The sequence below is a fragment of the Caproiciproducens sp. genome (assembly GCF_053840905.1).
Genome location: NZ_JBNLXQ010000003.1, coordinates 175,912 through 198,790, shown reverse-complemented (window position 1 = coordinate 198,790; position 22,879 = coordinate 175,912). Strand labels below are relative to the sequence as shown.

Here is a 22,879-nt window from a genome sequence, read left to right as displayed (position 1 = left end):
GCGGGTTGCTTTCCACATCCTTTGCCTCCATGGGGGAGAGGCGGCGCGCCCGGTGCACCGGAGGGATGAAATTGCGCCTGCCTTTTTGAAAGGGACTATGCTATAATTGGACATATAGAATTATTTCTCATGCGGATCTATTCTGAATTTATGAAAGCGGAGAACGGCTATGAAAAGGAAGACGGGGAGGAATCCCCAACAATTCTCTCTCAAGTGGGGACTGGTCTGTATCATTATCGCGTGCTGGATTTTACCGATCGCTCTGATCAGCGGCGCGACCGGGTACTATATTACGCACAATATCAACGACCAGATCACGGAAACCATTACGACTTCCGCCAATAATTCCCTGAAAATCGCGGTCAATCAGCTCGATTCCGCTATTTCTTCCTCAAGGTACGCTTCCTACAATCCGGCGATTAAAAATGCGTACGGCAGCTTCAGCCGGACGGGGGACGCCAATGAGCTGTACGACCGGGTCACGGCGTTTTTGTCGCAGCAGTACAAATACGACGATAAATTTCTCATTACGGCGCTGTATTTCTGCGGGGAGCCCGACAACGTTTATTACACGTTTAACGCGACCTACAACGCGACCTCCGCCGTGCAGGAATACAGAAATCACGCGCATCAGAAAGTGCGCGAATTGTCGGAAACGCTGGGAAGCGATATTGGTTTTGTCAACGCGGACGGACGGATTTATATGGTCAGAAATATTCTCGACAGGGATTATAAGCCCTACGCGGTGCTGACGATGCAGCTGGATACCGCGGGTATGTTTGCCGGCCTCAAAAATATTGTCTGGGGAAAGGACACGACCATCTGGCTCAACGACACGCCGGTCGTACTGAACGGAGAACAGCTCGCTCCCCGGCGGCTGGGGATCGCGTTTCAGGAAAACAGCCAGACGTTCCGGAGCATTGGGGACCGCACCTACCTTTACGGAATGGATCGGACCGGAGTGTACCGGATTTCCTATGTGATCTCGGTGGACATTTCTCCCCTTGCGGCGGAGCTGAACCGATTTAAGATCGTCCTCGTGTGGATGGGGATCCTGATGGTTCCGCTGCTTGCTCTTGTCATCTGGTTTTTTACCCGGAACGTGTCGCGTCCGATCGACCGTCTGATCGTGGAAGCGGGAAATATCGAAGAGGGCAATTTCGGCGTTCAGGTTTCGGGCGGCTCCCGCAGTATCGAATTTCAGTACCTGACGGATGCGTTCAACAGCATGTCGTCCAAGCTGAAGTATCAGTTCGACCGGATTTACAGGGAAGAGCTGGCTCTGCGCGACGCCCGCATCATGGCGCTTCAATCCCAGATCAATCCGCATTTCCTGAACAACACGCTGGAAATCATCAATTGGGAGGCAAGGCTCTCCGACAATGTGAAGGTCTCCCGTATGATCGAAGCGCTCTCCACCATGCTCGACGCCGCGACGGACCGCAAGGGCAGGCCGGTTGTCCATGTTTCCGAAGAAATGATGTATGTGGACGCGTATCTGTACATCATTTCGGAACGGCTCGGGAAACGGCTGACCGTAAGAAAAGAAATCGATCCTTCTCTTTTGGACCTGTACGCGCCGCGCCTGATTATGCAGCCGATCATCGAAAACGCTGTCGAGCATGGAATCCAGCCGCAGCAGAGAGGGGTGATCGTCATCCGTATTTTCCGCGAGGCAGACAACCTGATCCTTGAGGTGGAGAACGACGGCGCGATGACGCCGGAGGACGAAAGGCGCGTTGAGCGCCTGCTGTCGGATGAATACGACGCCGCGAAGGAAAGCGCGAACAACCTGGGAATCCGCAATGTCAATCAGCGCCTGAAGATTATTTACGGAGAAAGCAGCGGCCTTTCAATTAAAATGAACAGTTATGGCCATACAATTTCCAGAATCGTTATTGCTATTGACCAATCCAAACAATAATATGCAACAAATGGCAAGATTGTCTATTATGTTTTTAATGGCGGAAGTGTAATATAGTATTTACCAGAAAGTGTACGGCATATTTCAAATAATATGGAGGTTGTTTTATGAAAAGGGTAATTGCGTTCATCCTTACCATGGCGCTCGCCGGCTCAATGCTTGCCGGCTGTCAAAGCGCGCCCGCGGCGTCGCAGGCCGCTTCCCAGGCGCCGTCTTCCGAGGCGGCAAAGCCGGTGGAAATTACAGTCGTAACCTCGTACGGCGGCGACGACGGCAACAGGGCGAATTATGAAGCCGCTTACAAGGCCTATGAAACCGCTACCGGCAATACGGTAAAGGATGCCTCCGGCACTTCCAACGAAGAGTGGAAAGCCAAAATCATGGCCGACTTTGAAACGGGCGCCGAGCCGGACGTACTTTTTTACTTTAACGGCGTCGACGCGAACAAGCTTGTTCAGGGCGGCAAGGTAGTCGGCATCGACGAGATCCGCAAGACGTATCCCGACTACGCAAGCAATATGACGGACGACCGTCTTGGAGCGTCCCCCGCGGACGGCAAAAACTATTCCGTCCCGGTAAACGGCTACTGGGAAGGACTGTTCATCAACAAGAAGGTTCTCAAGGACTGCGGCGTTGAAGTTCCCGGCGCGGATTACACCTGGGACCAGTTCCTGAAGGACTGCGAGACGATCAAATCGAAGGGGATCGCCCCGATCGCCTGTTCTTTGCAGGAGGTCCCTCATTACTGGTTTGAGTACTGCATCTTCAACCACGGCACGCCGGCGACCCATCCGAAGCTTCCCGCTTCTTCTACGGATGACGTTGGGAAAGCCTGGACAGCGGGTCTTAATGATATTAAAACGCTGTATACAAAGGGCTATTTCCCGAAGAACACCACAACGGCAACCGACGCGGAAACCTTCCAGCTGATGGCCGACGACAAAGCAGCTTTCGCGATCGACGGCTCCTGGAAAATCGGTTGGTTCCAGGAAAACGCAAAGAACATCGACGACTTTACCGTTACCTATGTACCGGGTGAAAACGGGAGAAAATCCACGGATATCATCGGCGGCCTGTCCATGGGCTATTATATTACCACAAAAGCCTGGAACGACCCCGCCAAGCAAAAGGCCTGCGTCGACTTTGTAAAAGCAATGACGACGGACGAGGTGGTTTCCACCTTCGGCGCGACGGCAGTCACCGCGCTGAAGAACGGCACAATCGCGAAAAGCGATACGGATTCCCTGGAGCAGGCGGCTATGGCGATGACCAAGGGCGCGACGGGAATTACTCCCGCCACGCAGGACGGTTTGATACAAACGGCACGTACCGCGCTGTTTGCGGATATTAAGAATATCGCGACCGGAAAAACAACGGCCGAAAAGGCAATCGACGCCTGTCTGGCGATTAAGAGCTGATTCCTTATCTCACATATTTTCCTGTTCAATGTCAAAAACCGGAGAGTGGCGTATCAGCTCTCCGGTTTTTTTAAAGAGGGCGATGATCAATGAATTCTACGATCTACAAAAAAAAATCACCGTTGGCGGTATTCCTGATCCCCGCGTTCCTATTTATGGCTTTATTCCTGTATTATCCTTTTGCCATGAATATTTACAACAGCTTCTGCAACATCACCGGGCTCGGCACGGCGGCGGAGGGGTTTAATTCCCCCTGGTATCTGAATTATGTAAAACTGTTTCAGGATCCGATTATGAATACGGCGCTGGTCAATACCATGCTGCTCATGCTTTTGACAATCATTTTTCAGGTTGGGATCGCTTTGCTGCTTGCTTTGTTGATCGACAACATTAAAAAAGGCGCTCAGTTTTTCAGAACCGTGTACTTTTTTCCGATTGTCATCTCCGCAACGGCTCTGGGACTTTTATTCAACCTGATTTTTTTATATGACGGCGGCATGGTCAACCAGCTGCTGATGAAGTTCGGCGTGACCGATATGATCGATTGGAAGGACGAAGCGCATTTCCTGTTTACGATGATGACTCCGGTGATGTGGCAGTATGTCGGATTTTATTTTGTCATCATCGTGACCGGCCTGAATAATATTTCACCCGACATTTACGAGGCTGCAGAGATTGACGGCGCAAGCGGGTTCAACCGTGTCCGCTACATTTCGCTGCCGCTTTTGCACAATGTTCTGATCACCTGTCTGATCTTGGCGGTCACCGGCGCGCTGAAGGTGTTTGACCTGCCCTGGGTGATGATGGGCGCGGGGATGCCGATGGATCAATCGTGGCTGACCGGAACTTATATGTATAACCAGACCTTTACCATGGGCGATGTGGACTACGGCTCCACCATCGCGATTGTGATTGTTGTGATCGGCGTGGTCGTTTCTCAGGCTGCGAACCGAATCTTCAAAGAGAAGGATTATTAGGGGGAGGGGAAAAGATGCGAACAGCAGATACACGGGAGCCCGCACGGCCACACGGCGTCCGGCGCAGGGTACAGCCGGGGAAAATCCTCATTTACCTTGTCCTTTCCTTTTGGGCGGTTACCACCGTTTACCCGTTTCTTTGGGTCATTATGAACTCGTTTAAGGTAAAAGGGCTGATCCGGTCCGATTCTTTTTCTGTTCCGACGGGGGACAGCTTTACACTGGATAATTATAAGACGGCCTTCAACCGTGTGGATATTTTTGGGGCATATAAAAACAGCCTTGTCATTTCGGCTGCGGTTACCGTTGTTGTCGTGCTGCTGGCCGGCTTTGCGGCGTACGGCATGGCGCGCTATCAATTCCGGGGAAGAAACGTCCTGCATTCCCTGATCATCGCGAGCATGATGTTCCCGGTTTTCTCCACCATTATCCCGGTTTTCCGTATGATGTTCGGCTGGCACATCGTCAACACGAACAGCGTGGCGCTTTCCCAGCTGAGCGTGATTTTGCCGCAGATCGCGGGGAATCTTTCGTTTGCGATCGTCGTTCTCATGGGCTTTATCCGGGGGCTGCCGATCGATCTGGAGGAAGCGGCCTATCTGGAAGGATATAATATTTATCAGATCTTTTTTAAAGTGATCGTTCCGATCGCGAAGCCGTCTTTTGCCACCGTGTCCATTTTCACGTTCCTCTGGTCGTATAACGACCTGTTCACCCAGATGTTCTTTTTACGGTACAAGGACGCCTTTACGATCACACGGCTGCTCAACGAAATCACTTCGATCGCCGGCGTGAATTACGGTTTGATGGCGGCCGCGGTTGTTCTGGTCGTTGTACCCGTACTGATCGTTTATATATTCCTGCAAAAAAATATCATCAAAGGGATGACCGCCGGAGCGATCAAAGGATAAAATTTTTATATTACGGCAATTCCATTTCAGTTTGCGAGACAAAACGCGTTCCTCCCCCGCCTTCGGCGGGGGAGGAACGCGGCCTTGCTGCAGAATCAACTGAAAATGCTGTAGAATCCTGCGCTTTGTACAGAACGGGTATATTTTTTGCCAACACCAGAAAATATATCCGTTTTTCTGTGTTCTGTGCTATAATTTCAGTATGATGATTCGGAGGCATTCAATATGTATAAAGTAATTATTATTGATGATGAAGATATTATTGTGGAAGGTCTTAAAAAGGTGGTCGATTGGGCCAAATATGACTGCGAGGTAGTCGCCGACGCGTCGGACGCAAAGTCCGGCGCAAAAGCGATCCGGGAAAACGCTCCGGATATTCTGTTTACGGATATCAAAATGCCCAATATGGACGGGCTCACCATGCTGGCCGGGCTGAAAGGGGAGTTCCCCGACATGCAGATCACCGTGCTTACGGGATACCGGGACTTTGAATATGCGACGCGTGCGATCCAGATCGGCGTAACCCGGTTTTTGCTGAAGCCTTCTAAAATGAACGAGCTGGAGGAAGCGCTCCGGGTCATGACGGAGAATTTAAAAAGGCAGCGGAAGGGGATGCCGGAATCAAAAGAGAAGCCGGCGGAAGAATTACAGGAGACAACAGCGGCGAACAACTTTATCGTACGGGGAGCTTTAAATTACATAGGACTTCATTATGCGGAGAAGCTGACGCTTACGGAACTCGCGGAAAAGGCGTACGTGAGCCAGTGGTATCTCAGCAAGCTGCTGAACAAATATACGAATAAGAGCTTCTGCGACCTGCTGAACGAAACCCGAATTAAGAAGGCGGAGGAGCTGCTGCGGGACCCTTCCCTGAAGATTTACGAAATTTCGGACGTACTGGGCTTCAACGATGTCAATCATTTTTCGCGGGTCTTTAAAAAGCTCAGGCAAATGTCACCCAACGAATACCGCAACGCCGGCTGTAAATAAGGGTCTGGCAATCGGTTGAAATTCCGTGAAAAAGTCAAATCCATAAAGCACTGGTAAAACAATCGGAATTATATTATAATAAATCTATCAAAAACAAAATAGGTTTAAGGTGTCAGAAAAGCGAAAGCTTGGTTCTGATGAAAAGGGAAACAGGTGCAAATCCTGTACGAACTCGTCACTGTGATAAGGGAGCTGCGGCAAAAAGCCACTGATTAGGAATTGGGAAGGCGGCCGTAAACGATGATCTTTCAGCCAGGAGACCTGCCTTAAATGGAGAAACTACAGCCACGAGTAACTGGTTTGGAATGGATAAGGCAGGTCTGACCATGCCTTTTGATACCTCCATGCCTTTGTGGCAATGGAGGTATTTTTATTGTGGCGAAGGTATTGATGATTCAGGGGACCATGTCCAACGCGGGGAAAAGTCTGCTTACAGCCGGCCTGTGCAGAATCCTGAAGCAGGACGGATACCGTGTCGCTCCCTTTAAATCCCAGAATATGGCGCTGAACTCCTATATTACGGAGGAAGGGCTGGAAATGGGAAGGGCGCAGGTCATGCAGGCGGAAGCGGCGGGAATCAGGCCGTCCGTCCTGATGAACCCCATTCTGTTAAAGCCCACCAACGACACCGGTTCCCAGGTGATCGTCAACGGGGAAGTTGTCGGCAATATGAGCGCGAAAGAGTACTTCGCCTACAAAAAGAAGCTGATTCCGGATATCAGAAGGGCGTTTCACGAACTGGAAAAGCGGGCGGACGTCATTCTTGTAGAGGGCGCGGGCAGTCCGGCGGAAATCAACCTGAAAGAAAACGATATCGTCAACATGGGGCTGGCGGAAATGCTGGACGCCCCGGTGCTTCTGGTCGGGGATATCGACCGGGGCGGCGTCTTCGCCCAGCTGCTCGGCACCCTGATGCTGCTGGAAGATCACGAAAAGGCCAGGGTAAAGGGCCTGATCATCAATAAATTCCGGGGCGACCTTTCGATCCTCGACCCGGGAATCCGGATGCTGGAGGAAAAAAGCGGCGTGCCGGTCGTCGGGGTAATTCCCTATATGGACATTTCCGTGGAGGATGAGGACAGCCTGACGGGCCGGTTTGATCAAAAAGCAGAGGCGCAGATCGATATCGCCGTCATCCGTTTTCCCCGGATTTCCAATTTTACCGATTTTTCCGTCTTTGAGCAGATCGAGGGCGTTTCCGTCCGCTATGTGGATTCCGCCGCGCAGCTGCACCGTCCGGATATGATTATTCTGCCGGGCAGTAAGAATACGATGGGCGACTTGAAATGGATGCGGCAGAACGGGCTGGAAGCGGCGGTCAAAAAAAGAAGGGGCGAAAGCGTGATCTTTGGCGTCTGCGGCGGATATCAGATGCTTGGCCGCACCGTTTCGGACCCTTACGAAGTGGAAGAGGGCGGCGCGATCCGGGGGATGGAGCTGCTTCCCGTGGACACCGGGCTGGAGACCCGAAAGATTCGGACCCGTGTGGAGGGGACCTTTGAACAGGTACCGGGAATTTTCTCCGGGTTGTCCGGCAGTAAAATAAAGGGGTATGAAATCCATATGGGCGTCAGCAGCGCGGAACCGGGCTGTTTGCCGCTGTGTTCCCTGACGAATGTGCTGGACGGCGGGGAAAAGAAGGACGGAAGCTCCGGCGAGGATATTTACGGAACCTATGTGCACGGAATCTTTGACGAAGGGGAAATCGCGTCCGTTATCGTAAGGGCGCTTGCCCGCAGGAAGGGCCTTTCCGTGGAAAGCGGCCTGACCATGGACTACGGGGCCTTTAAGGAATCCCAGTACGACAAGCTTGCGGATACCCTGAGAAAACATCTCGGTCTGGACGGGATTTACCGGATTTTAAACGGAGGGACCTATGACAAAAGAAGCGTTGGCTGAATTAAAAATCGACAGGCCGGACGAAAGTATCCGGCGGAAGATAAAGAATATCTGGGACGGGATCGCAAAGCCTTTGGACGGGCTGGGGCAGTTTGAAGCGATCATTGCGCAGATCGGAGCGATCACCGGAACCGTACAGATTGACCTTTCCAAAAAAGCCGTGGTCGTCCTGTGCGCGGACAACGGCATCATAGAAGAGCAGGTGAGCCAGTGCGGGCAGGAGGTGACGGCCGCCGTCGCTTCCAGCATGGTTTTAGGAACCACCTCCGTTTGTAAGATGGCGAAAAGGGTAGGGGCGGACGTGCTCCCGGTGGACATGGGAATCAACTGCGAAAAAGAAATCCCGGGGCTGATCCAGTGCAAAGTTGCCCGCGGAACGAAAAATTTTCTGAAGGGACCGGCCATGTCGGAAGAGGAGGCCCTCCGGGCGGTCGCGGCGGGAATGGAGATCGCGGCAAAATGCGGCGGGAAAGGGTACCGGATTCTGGCGACCGGCGAAATGGGGATCGGCAATACCACGACCAGCAGCGCGATGGCCGCGGCGCTGCTGCAGTGCCGCGCCGAAGAGGTCACGGGAAAGGGCGCGGGCCTGAGCAGGGAAAAGCTAAAGCATAAACAGGAAGTGGTCAGGCGGTCGCTGGAAAGATATCGCTTCCAAAAAGACGAAGCGCTGCGGATTCTGGCAAGCGTCGGGGGATACGACATCGCGGGGCTCGCCGGCGTCTTTATCGGGGGGGCTCTTTATCATATTCCCGTTGTTGTCGACGGAGTCATCAGCGCGGTGGCGGCGCTGACGGCGGAACGCCTTGTTCCCGGGGTAAGGGAATACATTATTCCGTCCCACATCAGCAGGGAACCCGCGGCAAAAAGGATTTTTGAGGAGCTCGGGGTTCATCCGGTCATAGACGCCGGGCTGGCTCTGGGGGAAGGAACGGGCGCGGTGATGATGTTTGCCCTTTTGGACGTCGCGCTTGCCGTATATGAGGACCAGACCACTTTTGACGACATCAGCACGGAGCAGTATGTCCGGTATGAATCGTTTTCAGACTGAAGAATCTGCGGCGTGACGGCAGGGGGGAGAAAATGGTTGTACTGATTACGGGCGGCAGCGGCAGCGGCAAATCCGCGTACGCGGAAAAAGCGGCGGTTTCGCTCGCCGGAAAAGGGCCGCTGTATTATCTGGCGACTATGAAGGTTTCCGACGGAGAGGGCAGAAAAAAGGTGGACAGGCACCGCAGCCTGCGGGCAGGAAAGGGATTCCTGACCATTGAACAGCCGACCGGTATCCTTCGGTCCGTACCCCGGATGAACCGGGGAAAAGGAACGGCGCTGCTCGAATGCCTGTCCAATCTTGCGGCCAATGAAATGTTTGCTTCAAAAGAAATCCGGCGGGAGAAAGAGGTTGCGGACCAGCTCTGCAAGGAGCTTTGTTCCCTTGCGAAGCATACGGAGCACCTGGTGATCGTCACCAACAACGTCTTTGAGGACGGCATTCCCTATGAAGAAACAACGCGGGCTTATATAGAAGCGCTCGGCAGGGTCAACGCGTTTCTTGCCGCCCGGGCGGACGCGGTGACGGAAGTGGTGGTCGGGATTCCGGTGCCGATAAAAGGAGAACTGCTTTAAGATGGGAGAAAAAAGATGCCTGTTTTCAGATCACTGATGATTTCCTTTTCCATTTATTCCAAAATCCCGGTCCCGCAGCGAAAGTGGGAGGACCGGGATATGAAATATGTCCTCTGCTTTTTTCCGTGGGTCGGGGCCGTGATCGGCGTCCTCACGGTCCTGTGGGGGACGTTCTGCCGCTCTTTGGGGCTGGGTACGGTGCTGTATGCGGCTGTCGGGACGGCGATCCCGATCCTGGTATCCGGCGGGTTTCATGTGGACGGCTTCATGGATACGATGGACGCGTTTCATTCCTATCAGAGCCGGGAAAAAAAGCTGGAAATCCTGAAGGATTCCCACATCGGCGCGTTTTCCGTAATACAGCTGGTTATTTATACCCTGCTTTATTTCGGGGCGTATTCCGAAATCGATCAGCCAAGGGCTCTGGCGGTGGCGGGCGCTGGATTTTTTCTTTCCCGAACCCTGAGCGGAATCGGAGTGGTGACCTTTCCGAACGCGAAAAACGAAGGGCTTTTATACCTGTTTTCCAGCAAGGCTCATGAAAAAGCGGTGAAGGTTTCCCTGTACCTCCAGCTTCTGCTCTGTTTGGCGGCAATGCTGTGGCTGTCCCTGTGGACGGGGATCGCCGTTGCGGCGGGAGCGCTGCTGACCTTTTTCTGCTGGCGCCGCCGCTGCTTTCGGGAACTCGGGGGCATCACCGGGGACACCTGCGGCTATTTTGTGACGGTCTGCGAGGGGGTCAACGCGGCGGCCGCGGCGATCTGCTGTATCGCGGGACTGGTTTAGAATTTATGAATCAATACCGAAAAGAGGGAAGGGCATGGAGCTTTACATTGGAGGATACGCACAGGGAAAACTGACTTACGTGCTGAAAAAGACGGGCATCTCGCCCGAAAGAGTATACGATCCCGCGGCGGCTGTGCCGGACTGCGCCGAAACGGGGGCCGCGGTTATCAACCATTTTCATATTTTGGTCAAAGCCCTTTTAAAGGAAGGCAAATCCCCCGAAGACCGGGTTTGGGAGATCCTGGCGCACAACCCCGGAGTGATTGTGATCAGCGACGAAGTCGGGAACGGGATCGTCCCCACGGACGCCGGGGAAAGGGAATACCGGGAGCGTCTGGGAAGAATCCTCTGCGGGCTGGCGGAAAAAGCGGATAAGGTGGAACGGATCGTATGCGGAATCGGGCAGAAAATCAAATAACCCTGGCGCTGATCCGCCACGGGGAAACCCCGTCCAACGCACTGGGCCGGTACCTTGGCCGAACCGAAGAGGACTTATCCGACACGGGAAAGGAAAAGCTGCTGCAAAACAGACAATCCGGAAAATACCCACGGGCCGGCGTCGTTTTTTCCAGCCCGATGAAACGGTGCGTCCAGACCGCAAAGCTTCTCTACGGCTGTACGAACCCGATGGTAGTGGAAGAATGGCGGGAAATGGATTTCGGGCGCTTTGAAGGCAAAAATTACCGGGAGCTGAGCGGAAACGCGGAGTATCAGGCGTGGATAGACAGCGGCGGGGAACTGCCTTTTCCCGGCGGAGAGAGCAGGCGGGACTTTCTTGCACGGTGCCGCCGGGGGCTGGAACAAGCGGTAAGGGAACTTGGAAAGGCAGAAAGCTTTCCGGCCTCCGCTGCCGCCGTGGTGCACGGCGGAACCATCATGGCGCTGCTAAGCGCCTTTTGCGGCGGGAATTATTTTGATTATCAATGCAAAAACGGAGAGGGCTATCTTTGCCGCCTGTATTTTTCCGATACCGGTCGTTTTTCATTGGAATGGATAAGGAAATTGTAGAGGATGGAACCATGATCAATCATATCACTGCTTTTTTTGCGGGGTTTTTGTTGGACCTGCTGCTGGGGGACCCGCACTGGCTTCCCCACCCCGTCCGGCTGATCGGAAAGCTGATCGCCAAACTGGACGGCGCGCTGCTGGGAAAGCCTGACGGGCGGGAAAGGGACGGGAAAAGGGAATTTCGCCGGGGAATCCTGCTGGTGTTTCTGGTCCTGACCGCGACCGTTGCGGCGGCGGCTCTGATTCTGTATCTTGCCTACCGGTTTTCCACCGTTTTGGGGGTGGCGGTGGAAAGCGTCATGACCTGTCAGGCGCTTGCGGCCAAATGCCTGAAGCAGGAGAGCATGAAGGTTTATGAAAGGCTGAAGGAAAACGATCTGCCGGGCGCGCGGCGCACGGTGTCCATGATCGTGGGGCGTGACACGGCGGCGCTGGACGAAACCGGAGTGGCCAAAGCCGCGATCGAAACAGTTGCGGAGAACACCTCCGACGGCGTGATCGCGCCGATGCTTTTTCTTGCCCTCGGCGGGCCGGTCCTCGGCTTTTTTTATAAGGCGGTCAATACCATGGATTCCATGGTGGGATATCAGAACGACCGGTATTTGTTTTTCGGCAGGGCCGCCGCCAAGCTGGACGACGCGGTGAATTTCCTGCCCGCAAGAATCAGCGCGCTGCTGATGACAGCCGCCTGTACCCTTGCCGGAAAGGAATATCACGGGAAAGACGCGTGGAGAATTTACAAACGGGACAGAAGGAAACACAAAAGCCCCAACGCCGCCCATACAGAAGCTGTCTGCGCCGGGGCGCTGGGCATCCGCCTTGCGGGGGACGCCAGTTATTTCGGGAAACTGGTCAAAAAACCGTTTCTCGGGGACGCGCTCAGGGCGGTGGAGTACGAGGACATCGTCCGGGCTAACCGTCTGCTCTATCTTACGGCGGGCCTTTGCGAAGGCGTCTGTCTGGCGCTTCTGTTCCTTGCCGATTTTGTTTTTTAATTAGGAGGATTTTATGATTCACGGCGGTGATATTTATCGGAATCAGGTCCGTATCGATTTTTCGGTCAACAGCAATCCCCTTGGAATTCCCGATTCTGTAAAAAACGCGCTGCACGAAGCGGTCGGGTACTGCGAGCAGTATCCGGACATCCGGGCGGAAAAGCTGGCGGAAAGCGTTTCCAAAATGACGGGGGTCGAAACGGAGCGCATCCTTTTCGGAAACGGCGCGTCGGAATTGTTCCTTGCCGTCATCCATGCCGTCAGGCCAAAACGGATCGTCATCCCGGTTCCTTCCTTTTTCGGGTACGAAAAAGCGGCTCTGGCGTCGGACGCGGAAATCGGTTATTACGAAATGAAGGAAAGCGCGGGATTTACGCTGGACGAAGGGCTTCTGACGGAGCTGACCGGGGAAACGGATCTGCTGTTCCTCGCCAATCCCAACAATCCGGTGGGAAACCTGCTTGACGGCGCGCTGCTGGAAAAAATCGCGGATGTCTGCCGGGAGAAGCGGATTACCGTCGTGCTGGACGAATGTTTTCTGGAATTTACCGGCGGGGAAGAGCGGCTTTCGTTCAAGAACCGCCTGCAAGAGTACCCGAATGTACTGGTGGTCCGCGCGTTCACCAAAATTTTTGCCATTCCGGGCGTCCGGCTGGGCTACCTCTTTTGCGGAGACGGGAATTTAACGGAAAGAATCAAAAATCACCTGCCGGAATGGAACCTGTCCGTTTTTGCGCAGGCCGCGGGCGCGGCGGCGTGCCGGGAAAAGGAATATCTGGAAAAGACCGTCCGGTTTGTAAAAACGGAAAGGGAATCTCTCAGCGGGGAGCTCAGGCGGCTGGGGTTCCGGGTGTATCCGTCGGCGGCGGATTATTTATTGTTTTATACCCCTATGCCGCTCTATGAACTGCTTTTGGAAAAGGAAATCCTGATCCGCGACTGCGGCAGTTACAGGGGCCTGAAAAAGGGTTACTACCGTATTGCGGTAAAACGGCACGGGGAAAATGAAACGCTGATCCGGGAGATCGAAAGGCTGGTGAAACAGAATGGATGAAATCGAATTTGTATTGCCGGAGGAAATTGAAAAACGCAGCTTCGCAATCCTTTCAGAGGAACTGCGCGAGCGAAAGATCGAATTAAAGCCGGAGCAGGAAATGGTGATCAAACGCGTCATCCACACCAGTGCGGACTTCGAGTACGCGAACACGCTCGCTTTTTCGCCGGGGGCGGTGGAAAAAGCGAAGGAGTTGATTCAAAACGGCGCCGATATTGTGACGGATACCAATATGGGGCTGGCCGGAATCAACAAAACCGTACTGGCCCGTTACGGCGGCAGCGCCCATTGCTTTATGGCGGAAAAAGAGGTCGCCGAGCTGGCGAAGCGGCGGCGAATCACCCGGGCCGCGGTCAGCATGGAAATGGCGGCAAAAATTAAAAAGCCGGTGATCTTTGCCATCGGCAACGCGCCGACGGCGCTGATCCGGCTCTATGAGATGATTACGGACGGTTCCTTCTGCCCGGCGTTTATCATCGGGGTTCCCGTCGGCTTTGTCAATGTGGAGGCGGCAAAGGAGCTGATTTTAGGGACGGATGTGCCTTTTATCGTAAACCGCGGCAGGAAGGGCGGCAGCAATGTGGCGGCGGCTGTCTGCAACGCGATCCTTTACGAGCTGGGGAGATAGGAATGCGGTACGGATTTACGACCGGAAGCTGCGCGGCTGCCGCGGCGAAGGCGGCGGCTTACATGCTGTTGACCGGGAAAGAAAAAAGGACCATCACCATCGACACGCCCAAGGGGATTCCCTATAAGGTGGCGGTGGAGGAGATCACCCGGGGGGAATCCGCGGTCGCCTGCGCGGTCAGAAAGGACGGCGGGGACGACCCGGACGTTACGACAGGGGCGCTGGTTTTCGCTTGTGTCGCCTTAAACGGGCGGGAACGGCCGCCGGAAGAAGGCCAAATCGTAATCGACGGAGGCGAAGGGGTCGGCAGGGTCACCAAACGCGGACTGGACCAGCCGGTCGGCAGCGCGGCCATCAACCATGTGCCGAGGGAAATGATCGCGAAGGAAGTGGCGGAAATCTGCCGCCTGACCGATTACCGGGGCGTGCTCCGGGTGGAAATTTCCGTCCCCGGCGGGGAAAAGCTGGCGGAAAAGACGTTTAATCCCCGACTGGGAATCACCGGGGGGATTTCCATCCTCGGCACCACCGGGATTGTGGAGCCGATGAGCAGCCAGGCGCTGCTCGACACCATCCGGGTGGAGCTGAATGTAAAAAAGGAAGAGGGCTGCCGTGCGGTGGCGGTGACGCCGGGGAATTACGGCCAGACTTTTATGAAAACCGCTTACGGGTATGATCTTGACCAAAGCGTCAAGTGCAGTAATTTTATCGGGAATACCATCGATATGGCGGCGGAAGCGGGATTTACCGCGATGCTCCTGACCGGGCATATCGGGAAGCTGGTGAAGCTTTCCGGCGGAATGATGAACACCCACTCCAAGGAAGGGGACTGCCGGATGGAGCTGACGGCGGCGGCCGGGATCCGGGCGGGCATTTCCGCAAAGACCGCCGGGGAAATCCTTGACTGCGTCACCACGGAGGAAGCGCTGCGGATACTGGAAACCGCCGGGAAACGGGAAAAGACGATGGAAATCCTTCTGGGAAAAATCTGTTTTTACCTGAATAAACGCGCGGCGGGAAGAATCCGGATGGAATGCATTCTCTACGCAAACGAATTCGGAGAGCTGGCGAAAAGCGAAGGGGCACAGGAGCTGCTTCAGACAATCATGCAAACGGGAGGGAAACTATGATTTACTTTGTGGGGGCCGGAACCGGGGCGGTCGATTTGATCACCGTGAGGGGCAAACGGCTGCTTCAAACGGCGGACGTCGTCATCTACGCGGGTTCGCTGGTCAATCCGGCGCTTTTACAGGATACGAAGGACGGCTGCGCCGTCTATAACAGCGCGGAAATGACACTGGAGGAGGTCGCTGCGGTCATGCGCCGGGCGGAGCAAAGCGGAAAAACCACGGTGCGCCTCCACACGGGGGACCCCAGCGTATACGGGGCCGTGCGGGAACAGATGGATGTTCTGGATTCGCTCGGCATCCCCTATGAAAGCTGTCCGGGGGTCAGCGCGTGCTTCGGCGCCGCCGCGTCGTTAAATCTGGAATACACCCTGCCGGGTGTTTCCCAAAGCCTGATCATTACCCGCATGGAGGGCAGAACCCCGGTGCCGGAAAGGGAAAGCATCGAAAGCTTAGCGGCGCACGGGGCTTCCATGGCGATCTATCTGAGCGCCGGGATGCTGCGCGAATTAAGCGAAAAACTGCAAAAGGGCGGTTACCGGCCTGAAACGCCCGCGGCCATCGTCTATAAGGCCACCTGGCCGGAGGAAAAAGCCTGTGTCTGTACCGTAGAAACTCTGGAGGAAACGGCGAAAGCGAACCAAATCACCAAAACGGCGCTGATTCTGGTCGGGGACGCCGTCGCGCATCGGAATTACCGGCGCTCCCGATTGTACGCGCCGGATTTTGAGACGGAATTTCGAGGGAAACGGGAATGAAAATCAGTATCATCAGCTTTACCGAAAAAGGAGCGGTTCTTGCGCGAACGGTCCGAAACAGCCTTGCGCGGGAGATGGAAACGGTTCTTTTTACCAAACACAGGAACCTGCCGGACGATCTAAAAGCCGTATATGTGGAAGAAAGCCTTTCCCGGTGGGCGGGGGAGCAGTTCCGGGAGCACAGCGCGGTGCTCTTTATCGGAGCCTGCGGCATTGCCGTGCGCGCGATCGCGCCTTCCGTAAGGGACAAGCTGAAGGATTCCCCGGTGCTGGTCATGGATGAAGCGGGACGCTTTGTGATTCCGCTGCTGTCCGGGCATTTCGGGGGGGCAAACGAACTGGCCGAACGGATTGCGGAAAAGACCGGCGCGGTTCCGGTCGTCACGACCGCCACCGACGTAAACGGATTGTTTGCGGCGGACGTCTTTGCCCGCAGGAACCGGCTGGCCGTCTGTAACCGGAGCGGGATAGAAACCGTTTCGTCCGCGGTTCTTGCCGGGAAGCCTGTCACAATGGCTGTCGCGGGTACCTGTACGGGGAGCTGGCCGAAGGAACTGACCCCGGTACCCTACCCTGTGGACGGCAGGGCGTCGGTGATCGTTTCCCCTTTTGCGGCGGATGCGGAAAAGGCGGATTTACAGCTTTGCCCAAGGGCCTTTGTGCTCGGAATCGGGTGCAGGCGCGGGAAATCCTTTCCGGAAATAGAGGAAGCGGCGGGAAAGCAGATGAAGAAGGCCGGGCTGCGATGGGAGTCGCTGGCGGCTGTTGCTTCGGTCGACCGGAAAAAGGACGAGCCGGGGCTGCTGGAATTTGCGGAGAAGCATGGCCTTCCTTTCCTGACTTTTTCCGCGGACACACTGAAAACAATCGGCGGCGATTTTGCCTCCTCCGCGTTTGTGGAGGAGCAGGTGGGCGTGGACAATGTCTGTGAACGCGCGGCGATGGCGGCCTGCGGGGAAGGCGGAAAGCTTCTTGTCGAAAAATACGCCGAAAACGGAATCACCGTGGCGATCGCGCGGAAAAAATGGAGTGTAAGCTTTGATGAAACATAAGATTTATATTGTGGGAATGGGACCGGGAGCGGAAGAAATGATGACCTTTCAGGCGGTGCGGGCGCTGGAGGAAAGCGACGTGATCGTCGGGTACCCGGTCTATCTGAATCTGCTGGAAAAGCGCTTTCTGAAAAAAGAGCTGCTGTCCACGCCGATGACGCAGGAAGCAAAACGGTGCGAAATGTGCTTTCAGGAAGCCCTGAAGGGGAAAACGGTGGCGCTGGTCTGCAGCGGGGACGCCGGAGTGTACGGGCTGGCGTCGCTGATGTACGAGATCGGGGAGGATTACCCGGACTGCGAGCTTTCTGTGGTTCCGGGCGTCACCGCCGCCAACAGCGGCGCCGCCTGCCTTGGGGCCCCGCTCAACCACGATTACTGCGTTATCAGCCTGAGCGACCTTCTGACGCCGTGGGAGCTGATTGAAAAAAGGCTGCGGTTTGCGGCACAGGGCGACTTCTGTATTGCGCTCTATAACCCTTCCAGCCGCAGGCGCGCGGATTACCTGCAAAAGGCGTGCGACATCCTGCTGGAACAGCTGGAGGAAAGCAGGGCCTGCGGCTATGTGGAGAATATCGGCAGAGAAGGCACCCGGACCTTTACCTGCACCTTAAAGGAACTAAGGGAGCGGCAGGTCAATATGTTTACCACCGTCTTTATCGGGAATTCCCAAACGCAGCTTCGGGACGGGAAGCTGATCACTGAAAGAGGATACCGTTTATGAAACAGATACTGATTTTTTCAGGGACAACCGAGGGCCGCCGGCTGGCGGAGCTGCTGTGCGCAAACGGGCTGGAATGCACGGTCTGCGTGGCGACGGAATACGGGGAGCTGGTCATGGAAAAAAGGCCGGGGCTGACCGTCCATCAGGGCAGGATGACCCCGGAGGAAATGAAGCGCTTTCTCCGTTCGGGGAATTTCCTCGCGGTGGTGGACGCCACCCATCCCTTTGCGACCGCCGTTTCGGAGAATATCAGAAACAGCACGGCGGAAAGCGGGTTCCCTTGCCTGCGACTGCAGCGGGATACGGACGTTCTGCCGCCGGGGCAAAAGGACGGCTTCCGCTATCCCACTCACGAGGCCTGCGCCGAAGCGCTGAAAGAAATGCCGGGCAACATCCTTCTGACGACGGGAAGTAAGGAACTGTCCCTTTACAGCGGGCGGACGGAGCTTCTTCCCCGCCTGTACGCAAGGGTCCTGCCCGCGCTGGAAAGCCTCTCCCTCTGCTATGAAAACGGGATCGAAGGAAAACATATTCTCGCCATGCAGGGCCCCTTTTCGGTGGAAATGAACGAGGCGATGCTCCGGCAGTACGATATCCGCATTTTGGTGACGAAGGAAAGCGGTAAAAACGGCGGCTTTCCGGAAAAAATACAGGCCGCCCGCAGCACCGGAACGAAAGTGCTGGTGATTGGGAACCCGGAACGGGCGGAAGGGGATTCCTTTGAGGAAGTATGCGAAAAACTGGAAGACCTGACCGGGAAAAAGCTGCGGCGGGACAGCCGGACGCGGATTTCCCTGATCGGGATGGGAATGGGCGGCAAAACGTTACTGACAAGGGAGGCAGAGTGCCGGATACAGGAAGCGGAACTCCTCTTTGGGGCCCGGCGACTCCTGGCGGGGATCCCGGGCCCGGCCGAAAAAGTCCCCTGCTATCTGGCGGAGGACATCCTCCCGTATCTGAAGAGGAAAACGGTTCAAAACGCAGCCGTCCTTTTTTCGGGGGACACCGGATTTTACAGCGGGGCGCAAAAGCTGTACGCCGCCCTGCAAAAAGAAACAGAAGCGGGTACCCTGCAAGCGCGGGTGGAAATCCTGCCGGGGATTTCCAGCGTTTCCTGCCTTGCGGCAAAGCTCGGCAAAAGCTGGCACGACGCGGCGATCGTCAGCATCCACGGGAAAAGCGCCAATGTCCTCGATACGGTGCGTACGAATGAAAAGACGTTCCTGCTCGTGTCCGGCCTCGCGGATATGAAAGCGCTCGGCGCGCTGTTTTTGGAGCACGGAACGGAGAATATCAGAATCACGGCGGGCTATCAGCTTTCCTATCCGGAGGAACGGATTCTGCGCCTGAAACCGGCGGGCTGCGCCGCGCTCGAACAGGAAGGGCTTTATGTCTGCCTGATCGAAAACCCGGAAGCCGAAAAGAAGCGGCTGACGCACGGGCTGCCGGACAGCGCTTTTCTTCGGGGACGGGTGCCGATGACCAAGGAAGAGATCCGCGCGGTGTCCGTCTGCAAGCTCCGGCTCTGCCGGGACGCCGTCCTTTACGATGTCGGCAGCGGCACGGGCTCCGTCGCGGTCGAGTGCGCGGCGCTGTCCGACCGCATACGGGTGTATGCCGTTGAAAAGAAGCGGGAAGCCGTGCTTTTGACGGAAAAAAACCGGGAGAAATTCGGCCTTGCCAACCTGAGCGTGGTCGAGGGCGAAGCGCCGCAGGCGTTTGAGGGACTTCCCGCTCCGACCCATGCGTTTCTTGGCGGGAGCGGCGGCAATCTGAAGGAAATCCTCGCGGCGCTTTACCGGAAAAACCCGCGGCTCCGTGTGGTCGTGAACGCCGTCACGCTGGAAACCCTTGGTGAAATCAGCGGCTTGCTGAAAACCTTGCCGGCGGAGGAGGAAGAAGCCGTTCAGGTACAGGTCAGCAGGGCCGAGCCGGTGGGCGGGTACCGCCTGATGCGCGCGGAGAATCCAGTTTTTATCGTTTCCTTTACTTTTCGGGAAAATGGGGAGAAAGACGAATGAAAACACCCAGAATCATGATCGCGGCTGCGGGCAGCGGCAGCGGAAAGACGTTGCTGACCTGCTCGCTTTTACAGGCTCTGCTGGACAGCGGAAAAACGGCGGCCGCGTTTAAATGCGGGCCGGACTTTATCGACCCCATGTTTCACCGCAAGGTGCTCGGGGTCCCCTCCAAGAATCTGGATTCCTATTTCACGGATGAAAACACGACGAAATTTCTGTTTCTGGAGGATGCCGAAGGGAAGGACATTTCCGTGATCGAGGGCGTCATGGGGCTTTACGACGGCCTGGGCGGCATCCGGGAGGAAGCGTCCTCCTACCATCTGGCAAAGGTCACGAAAACGCCGGTGATTCTGGTGGTGGACGCCCGCGGGATGGGCCGGTCGGTCATCCCCCTGATTGCCGGTTTCCTACAATATGATACCGCGCGCCTGATTCAGGGCGTGATCCTGAACAGAACCGGAAAGATGTTTTACGACGTGATCAAGCCGGAAATAGAAGCGGAGACGGGAGTTCCGGTGCTGGGGTATTTTCCCGTCCAGACGGAAATCAGACTGGAAAGCCGCCACCTCGGCCTGCGGCTGCCGGAGGAAATTCAGGGGCTCCGGGAGCAGCTGAAAAAATCCGCGGAGGTCTTCAGGACTGCCGTTGATCTGGAAAAGCTCATGATGATCGCGTCGCGGGCGGGGGAGCTCAAAGCAGCCCCGGTAACGGTTCCCGCGAAAGCGGACGGCGTACGGATCGGTGTCGCCATGGACGAAGCGTTCTGCTTTTACTATGAGGACAATCTGCGGCTGCTGCAAAAAGCCGGTGCGGAGCTAATCCCCTTTTCACCGCTGCGCGAGGAAAAGCTCCCGGCGTGCCTGCACGGGCTGATTCTGGGCGGCGGGTACCCGGAGCTGTACGCGGAGGGGCTGTCCCAAAACAAAGGAATGAGGCAAAGCGTGAAAGAGGCAATCGAAAGCGGGATGCCCTCCATCGCGGAATGCGGAGGCTTTCTGTACCTGCATGAGACGATGGAGAATCAGGAGGGGCGGGCCTTCCCGATGGCTGGCGCGGTAAAAGGCAACTGTCGTTATATGGAAAAGCTGGTGCGCTTCGGGTATATCGGCGTCCGCGCGGAAACGGAAACCTTCCTGTCGAAGGGGACGGAAATCCGGGGGCATGAGTTCCACTATTTTGACAGTACGGACAACGGAAGCGCCTGTCTGGCGCGAAAACCGGTGTCGGGGCGGCAGTGGCGCTGTGTCCACGCCGGAAAAAATCACTGGTGGGGCTTTCCGCATCTGTATTATTACGCGAATCCGGCCTACGCGGACCGTTTTTTAGGGAGGGCTGAAAGCTATGCACAGGGGTCATGAGATATCCGCCGATACCTATTCCTATCTTTCCGCTTTAAGGGAGTGGAACACGACCTATAAGGTCGTGTTCTCGGTAGGGGCGCTGGTGACGGTCATCGCCGCCGATTCCATTGGGGTTTCCGCCGTGACCTTCCTTTTCATGCTGTTCCTCAGCGTGGGGGTGGGGAAAATCCCCGCAAGGGACTATTTTTGCCTGATGAAAATCCCTTTGGCCTTTATTCTGCTGGGGGGCGCGGCGATTACGGCCCAGTTCGGCAGCGGCGCGGACAGCCTTTTTCGCACCCGGTTTTTTCTGACGAATCTGTACGTGACCCAAAGCAGCCTGACGCTGGGGATACATGTGACCCTCAAAGCGTTCTCGGCGGTCAGCGCGCTCTATTTGATGACGCTCTCCACCCCGATGGGGGAAATCATTTCCGTTTTCAGAAAAATCCGTGTGCCGGTTCTGATTCTGGAACTGATGCACCTGATTTACCGGTATATCTTCATTTTGTCGGAAACCAACCAGCGGCAGAAGGACGCCGCAGGGTCAAGGTTGGGGTACTGCGACCTGAAAACCTCCCTGCGCACCTTCAGCGGGGAGCTGGCGAATCTTTTGATCCTGTCCATGAAGAAGGCGGAAACGTATTACGACGCGATGGAAGCGCGGGGCTATGAGGGGAACGCCCTGTTCTGGGAGGAAAAAAGGCCGCTGACGGCGGGACAGCTGCTGTACGCCGGCCTGTATCTCGCTTTGCTTTTGGGAACCTTTTATTTGATAGGGAGGAAGGGCTGAATGAGGGAAAAAATTCTGGAGGCGGACCATCTTTCGTTTGCCTATGACAGGGACCGCGATACGCTGAAGGACATCTGCCTTTCGGTCTATCAGCGGGAAAAAATCGCCGTCCTTGGGGCAAACGGGGCGGGGAAAACTACTTTTTTTCTGAATCTGAACGGAGTGAGGGAGCCCACGGGCGGGGAAATCCGCTACCGCGGCGAAACGATCGGCAGGAAAAACATCAACCGGCTGCGGCGGAATGTGGGAATCGTCTTTCAGGACGCGGACAGCCAGATCATCGCTTCCACGGTAAAAGCGGAGGTGGCCTTCGGGCCGTTGAATATGAAGCTTCCCCGGACGGAAGTAGAGGAAAGAACCCTTCGCGCCATCCGGGAAATGAAGCTGGAGGATCACCTCATGCGGCCGCCCCATTCCCTGAGCGGCGGGGAAAAGAAAAGGGTCAGCATCGCGGACATTCTGGCCATGGATTCCGAAGTCATGATTTTTGACGAGCCGACCGCTTCCCTGGACCCGGTCAACGCGCAGGTGCTGGAAGAGGTTCTGGATCAGATCGGACAAAAGGGAAAAACCGTCCTGCTTTCCACGCACGACGTGGATTTTGCCTATCGCTTTGCGCAGCGGGTCCTGGTTTTTTGCGGCGGGGAGCTGATCGGCGACGGAACCGCGGAAGAAATCTTCCGCGACGAGTCCCTGCTCGGAAAAGCAAACCTGAAAAAGCCGGTCCTGATGCAGCTTTACGATCTGCTGAAAGAAAAGGGGAAAATCGGGAAAGCGGGAGCTTGCCCCAAAAGGATTTCCGATTTTGCCGCGCTGCTGTAAAGAATGGTAAACAAATTCATATTTGTTCC

22 protein-coding genes and 1 riboswitch are annotated in these 22,879 nt (G+C 55.6%); all 22 genes read left to right on the top strand.

From position 1 onward, the window contains the following. The first annotated feature begins 169 nt into the window (after positions 1 to 169). Positions 170 to 1,924 carry a sensor histidine kinase gene (locus ACQGQ5_RS04140; protein ID WP_455735326.1) on the top strand — a complete coding sequence of 585 codons (1,755 nt, stop codon included), beginning with the start codon at positions 170 to 172 and terminating at the stop codon, positions 1,922 to 1,924. Between the two features lie 107 nt (positions 1,925 to 2,031). After that, positions 2,032 to 3,342: an ABC transporter substrate-binding protein gene (locus ACQGQ5_RS04135; protein ID WP_455735325.1), complete on the top strand. Its 1,311-nt coding sequence runs from the start codon at positions 2,032 to 2,034 to the stop codon at positions 3,340 to 3,342. Positions 3,343 to 3,431: 89 nt separating this feature from the next. Further along, positions 3,432 to 4,319 carry a carbohydrate ABC transporter permease gene (locus ACQGQ5_RS04130; protein WP_455735324.1) on the top strand — a complete coding sequence of 296 codons (888 nt, stop codon included), beginning with the start codon at positions 3,432 to 3,434 and terminating at the stop codon, positions 4,317 to 4,319. 14 nt (positions 4,320 to 4,333) lie between these two features. Then, positions 4,334 to 5,230: a carbohydrate ABC transporter permease gene (locus tag ACQGQ5_RS04125; protein WP_455735323.1), complete on the top strand. Its 897-nt coding sequence runs from the start codon at positions 4,334 to 4,336 to the stop codon at positions 5,228 to 5,230. Positions 5,231 to 5,455: 225 nt separating this feature from the next. Beyond that, entirely contained in the window at positions 5,456 to 6,220 is a 765-nt protein-coding gene (locus ACQGQ5_RS04120; RefSeq protein ID WP_455735322.1) for a response regulator transcription factor, read from the top strand. A gap of 90 nt (positions 6,221 to 6,310) precedes the next feature. After that, positions 6,311 to 6,503: riboswitch (cobalamin riboswitch) on the top strand. Positions 6,504 to 6,595: 92 nt separating this feature from the next. Continuing rightward, positions 6,596 to 8,119, top strand: a complete 1,524-nt coding sequence (locus ACQGQ5_RS04115) for a cobyric acid synthase (RefSeq protein WP_455735321.1) — start codon at positions 6,596 to 6,598, stop codon at positions 8,117 to 8,119. Then, entirely contained in the window at positions 8,097 to 9,170 is a 1,074-nt protein-coding gene (gene cobT / locus ACQGQ5_RS04110; RefSeq protein WP_455735320.1) for a nicotinate-nucleotide--dimethylbenzimidazole phosphoribosyltransferase, read from the top strand. The genes ACQGQ5_RS04115 and cobT overlap by 23 nt, the downstream gene beginning before the upstream one ends. Positions 9,171 to 9,202: 32 nt before the next feature. Further along, positions 9,203 to 9,745: a bifunctional adenosylcobinamide kinase/adenosylcobinamide-phosphate guanylyltransferase gene (locus ACQGQ5_RS04105; protein WP_455735319.1), complete on the top strand. Its 543-nt coding sequence runs from the start codon at positions 9,203 to 9,205 to the stop codon at positions 9,743 to 9,745. 15 nt (positions 9,746 to 9,760) lie between these two features. Continuing rightward, positions 9,761 to 10,531: an adenosylcobinamide-GDP ribazoletransferase gene (locus ACQGQ5_RS04100; RefSeq protein ID WP_455735318.1), complete on the top strand. Its 771-nt coding sequence runs from the start codon at positions 9,761 to 9,763 to the stop codon at positions 10,529 to 10,531. Positions 10,532 to 10,565: 34 nt separating this feature from the next. Beyond that, positions 10,566 to 10,949: a bifunctional adenosylcobinamide kinase/adenosylcobinamide-phosphate guanylyltransferase gene (locus tag ACQGQ5_RS04095; RefSeq protein WP_455735317.1), complete on the top strand. Its 384-nt coding sequence runs from the start codon at positions 10,566 to 10,568 to the stop codon at positions 10,947 to 10,949. Further along, positions 10,922 to 11,539 (top strand): histidine phosphatase family protein, encoded by a 618-nt coding sequence (locus ACQGQ5_RS04090; protein ID WP_455735316.1) that lies wholly within the window; start codon positions 10,922 to 10,924, stop codon positions 11,537 to 11,539. The genes ACQGQ5_RS04095 and ACQGQ5_RS04090 overlap by 28 nt, the downstream gene beginning before the upstream one ends. Then, positions 11,521 to 12,534, top strand: coding sequence for an adenosylcobinamide-phosphate synthase CbiB (gene cbiB, locus ACQGQ5_RS04085; RefSeq protein WP_455735315.1), 1,014 nt, complete (start codon positions 11,521 to 11,523; stop codon positions 12,532 to 12,534). The genes ACQGQ5_RS04090 and cbiB overlap by 19 nt, the downstream gene beginning before the upstream one ends. A 13-nt stretch (positions 12,535 to 12,547) precedes the next feature. Beyond that, the gene (locus ACQGQ5_RS04080; protein WP_455735314.1) at positions 12,548 to 13,588 is read left to right on the top strand and encodes a pyridoxal phosphate-dependent aminotransferase; all 1,041 of its coding nucleotides are present in this window, start codon (positions 12,548 to 12,550) and stop codon (positions 13,586 to 13,588) included. Further along, positions 13,581 to 14,216 (top strand): precorrin-8X methylmutase, encoded by a 636-nt coding sequence (locus ACQGQ5_RS04075; protein WP_455735313.1) that lies wholly within the window; start codon positions 13,581 to 13,583, stop codon positions 14,214 to 14,216. Before ACQGQ5_RS04080 ends, ACQGQ5_RS04075 begins: the two co-directional genes overlap by 8 nt. 2 nt (positions 14,217 to 14,218) lie before the next feature. Beyond that, complete coding sequence (cbiD, locus tag ACQGQ5_RS04070; RefSeq protein WP_455735312.1) at positions 14,219 to 15,346, top strand: cobalt-precorrin-5B (C(1))-methyltransferase CbiD; 1,128 nt, start codon at positions 14,219 to 14,221, stop codon at positions 15,344 to 15,346. Then, complete coding sequence (gene cobM / locus ACQGQ5_RS04065; RefSeq protein WP_455735311.1) at positions 15,343 to 16,101, top strand: precorrin-4 C(11)-methyltransferase; 759 nt, start codon at positions 15,343 to 15,345, stop codon at positions 16,099 to 16,101. The genes cbiD and cobM overlap by 4 nt, the downstream gene beginning before the upstream one ends. Beyond that, positions 16,098 to 17,153 (top strand): cobalt-precorrin 5A hydrolase, encoded by a 1,056-nt coding sequence (locus ACQGQ5_RS04060; RefSeq protein WP_455735310.1) that lies wholly within the window; start codon positions 16,098 to 16,100, stop codon positions 17,151 to 17,153. The genes cobM and ACQGQ5_RS04060 overlap by 4 nt, the downstream gene beginning before the upstream one ends. Then, positions 17,143 to 17,874, top strand: a complete 732-nt coding sequence (gene cobJ / locus ACQGQ5_RS04055) for a precorrin-3B C(17)-methyltransferase (RefSeq protein ID WP_455735309.1) — start codon at positions 17,143 to 17,145, stop codon at positions 17,872 to 17,874. The genes ACQGQ5_RS04060 and cobJ overlap by 11 nt, the downstream gene beginning before the upstream one ends. Continuing rightward, a complete protein-coding gene (gene cobK, locus ACQGQ5_RS04050) occupies positions 17,871 to 19,895 on the top strand; it encodes a precorrin-6A reductase (protein ID WP_455735308.1) in 2,025 nt (674 codons plus the stop codon). The genes cobJ and cobK overlap by 4 nt, the downstream gene beginning before the upstream one ends. Beyond that, positions 19,892 to 21,253: a cobyrinate a,c-diamide synthase gene (locus ACQGQ5_RS04045; protein WP_455735307.1), complete on the top strand. Its 1,362-nt coding sequence runs from the start codon at positions 19,892 to 19,894 to the stop codon at positions 21,251 to 21,253. The genes cobK and ACQGQ5_RS04045 overlap by 4 nt, the downstream gene beginning before the upstream one ends. Then, a complete protein-coding gene (gene cbiQ, locus ACQGQ5_RS04040; RefSeq protein ID WP_455735306.1) occupies positions 21,237 to 22,028 on the top strand; it encodes a cobalt ECF transporter T component CbiQ in 792 nt (263 codons plus the stop codon). Before ACQGQ5_RS04045 ends, cbiQ begins: the two co-directional genes overlap by 17 nt. Then, positions 22,029 to 22,850 (top strand): energy-coupling factor ABC transporter ATP-binding protein, encoded by an 822-nt coding sequence (locus tag ACQGQ5_RS04035; protein ID WP_455735305.1) that lies wholly within the window; start codon positions 22,029 to 22,031, stop codon positions 22,848 to 22,850. Positions 22,851 to 22,879: the final 29 nt, after the last annotated feature.

Bases quoted from the DNA above. Each gene is read 5' to 3' on its own strand.
- ACQGQ5_RS04140 (WP_455735326.1), top strand. From the start codon at position 170: ATGAAAAGGAAGACGGGGAGGAATCCCCAACAATTCTCTCTCAAGTGG.
- cobM (WP_455735311.1), top strand. From the start codon at position 15,343: ATGATTTACTTTGTGGGGGCCGGAACCGGGGCGGTCGATTTGATCACC.
- cbiB (WP_455735315.1), top strand. From the start codon at position 11,521: ATGGATAAGGAAATTGTAGAGGATGGAACCATGATCAATCATATCACT.
- ACQGQ5_RS04135 (WP_455735325.1), top strand. From the start codon at position 2,032: ATGAAAAGGGTAATTGCGTTCATCCTTACCATGGCGCTCGCCGGCTCA.
- ACQGQ5_RS04120 (WP_455735322.1), top strand. From the start codon at position 5,456: ATGTATAAAGTAATTATTATTGATGATGAAGATATTATTGTGGAAGGT.
- ACQGQ5_RS04075 (WP_455735313.1), top strand. From the start codon at position 13,581: ATGGATGAAATCGAATTTGTATTGCCGGAGGAAATTGAAAAACGCAGC.
- ACQGQ5_RS04100 (WP_455735318.1), top strand. From the start codon at position 9,761: ATGCCTGTTTTCAGATCACTGATGATTTCCTTTTCCATTTATTCCAAA.
- cobT (WP_455735320.1), top strand. From the start codon at position 8,097: ATGACAAAAGAAGCGTTGGCTGAATTAAAAATCGACAGGCCGGACGAA.
- ACQGQ5_RS04060 (WP_455735310.1), top strand. From the start codon at position 16,098: ATGAAAATCAGTATCATCAGCTTTACCGAAAAAGGAGCGGTTCTTGCG.
- ACQGQ5_RS04035 (WP_455735305.1), top strand. From the start codon at position 22,029: ATGAGGGAAAAAATTCTGGAGGCGGACCATCTTTCGTTTGCCTATGAC.
- ACQGQ5_RS04095 (WP_455735317.1), top strand. From the start codon at position 10,566: ATGGAGCTTTACATTGGAGGATACGCACAGGGAAAACTGACTTACGTG.
- ACQGQ5_RS04080 (WP_455735314.1), top strand. From the start codon at position 12,548: ATGATTCACGGCGGTGATATTTATCGGAATCAGGTCCGTATCGATTTT.
- ACQGQ5_RS04130 (WP_455735324.1), top strand. From the start codon at position 3,432: ATGAATTCTACGATCTACAAAAAAAAATCACCGTTGGCGGTATTCCTG.
- cbiD (WP_455735312.1), top strand. From the start codon at position 14,219: ATGCGGTACGGATTTACGACCGGAAGCTGCGCGGCTGCCGCGGCGAAG.
- cobJ (WP_455735309.1), top strand. From the start codon at position 17,143: ATGAAACATAAGATTTATATTGTGGGAATGGGACCGGGAGCGGAAGAA.
- cobK (WP_455735308.1), top strand. From the start codon at position 17,871: ATGAAACAGATACTGATTTTTTCAGGGACAACCGAGGGCCGCCGGCTG.
- ACQGQ5_RS04090 (WP_455735316.1), top strand. From the start codon at position 10,922: ATGCGGAATCGGGCAGAAAATCAAATAACCCTGGCGCTGATCCGCCAC.
- cbiQ (WP_455735306.1), top strand. From the start codon at position 21,237: ATGCACAGGGGTCATGAGATATCCGCCGATACCTATTCCTATCTTTCC.
- ACQGQ5_RS04045 (WP_455735307.1), top strand. From the start codon at position 19,892: ATGAAAACACCCAGAATCATGATCGCGGCTGCGGGCAGCGGCAGCGGA.
- ACQGQ5_RS04105 (WP_455735319.1), top strand. From the start codon at position 9,203: ATGGTTGTACTGATTACGGGCGGCAGCGGCAGCGGCAAATCCGCGTAC.
- ACQGQ5_RS04125 (WP_455735323.1), top strand. From the start codon at position 4,334: ATGCGAACAGCAGATACACGGGAGCCCGCACGGCCACACGGCGTCCGG.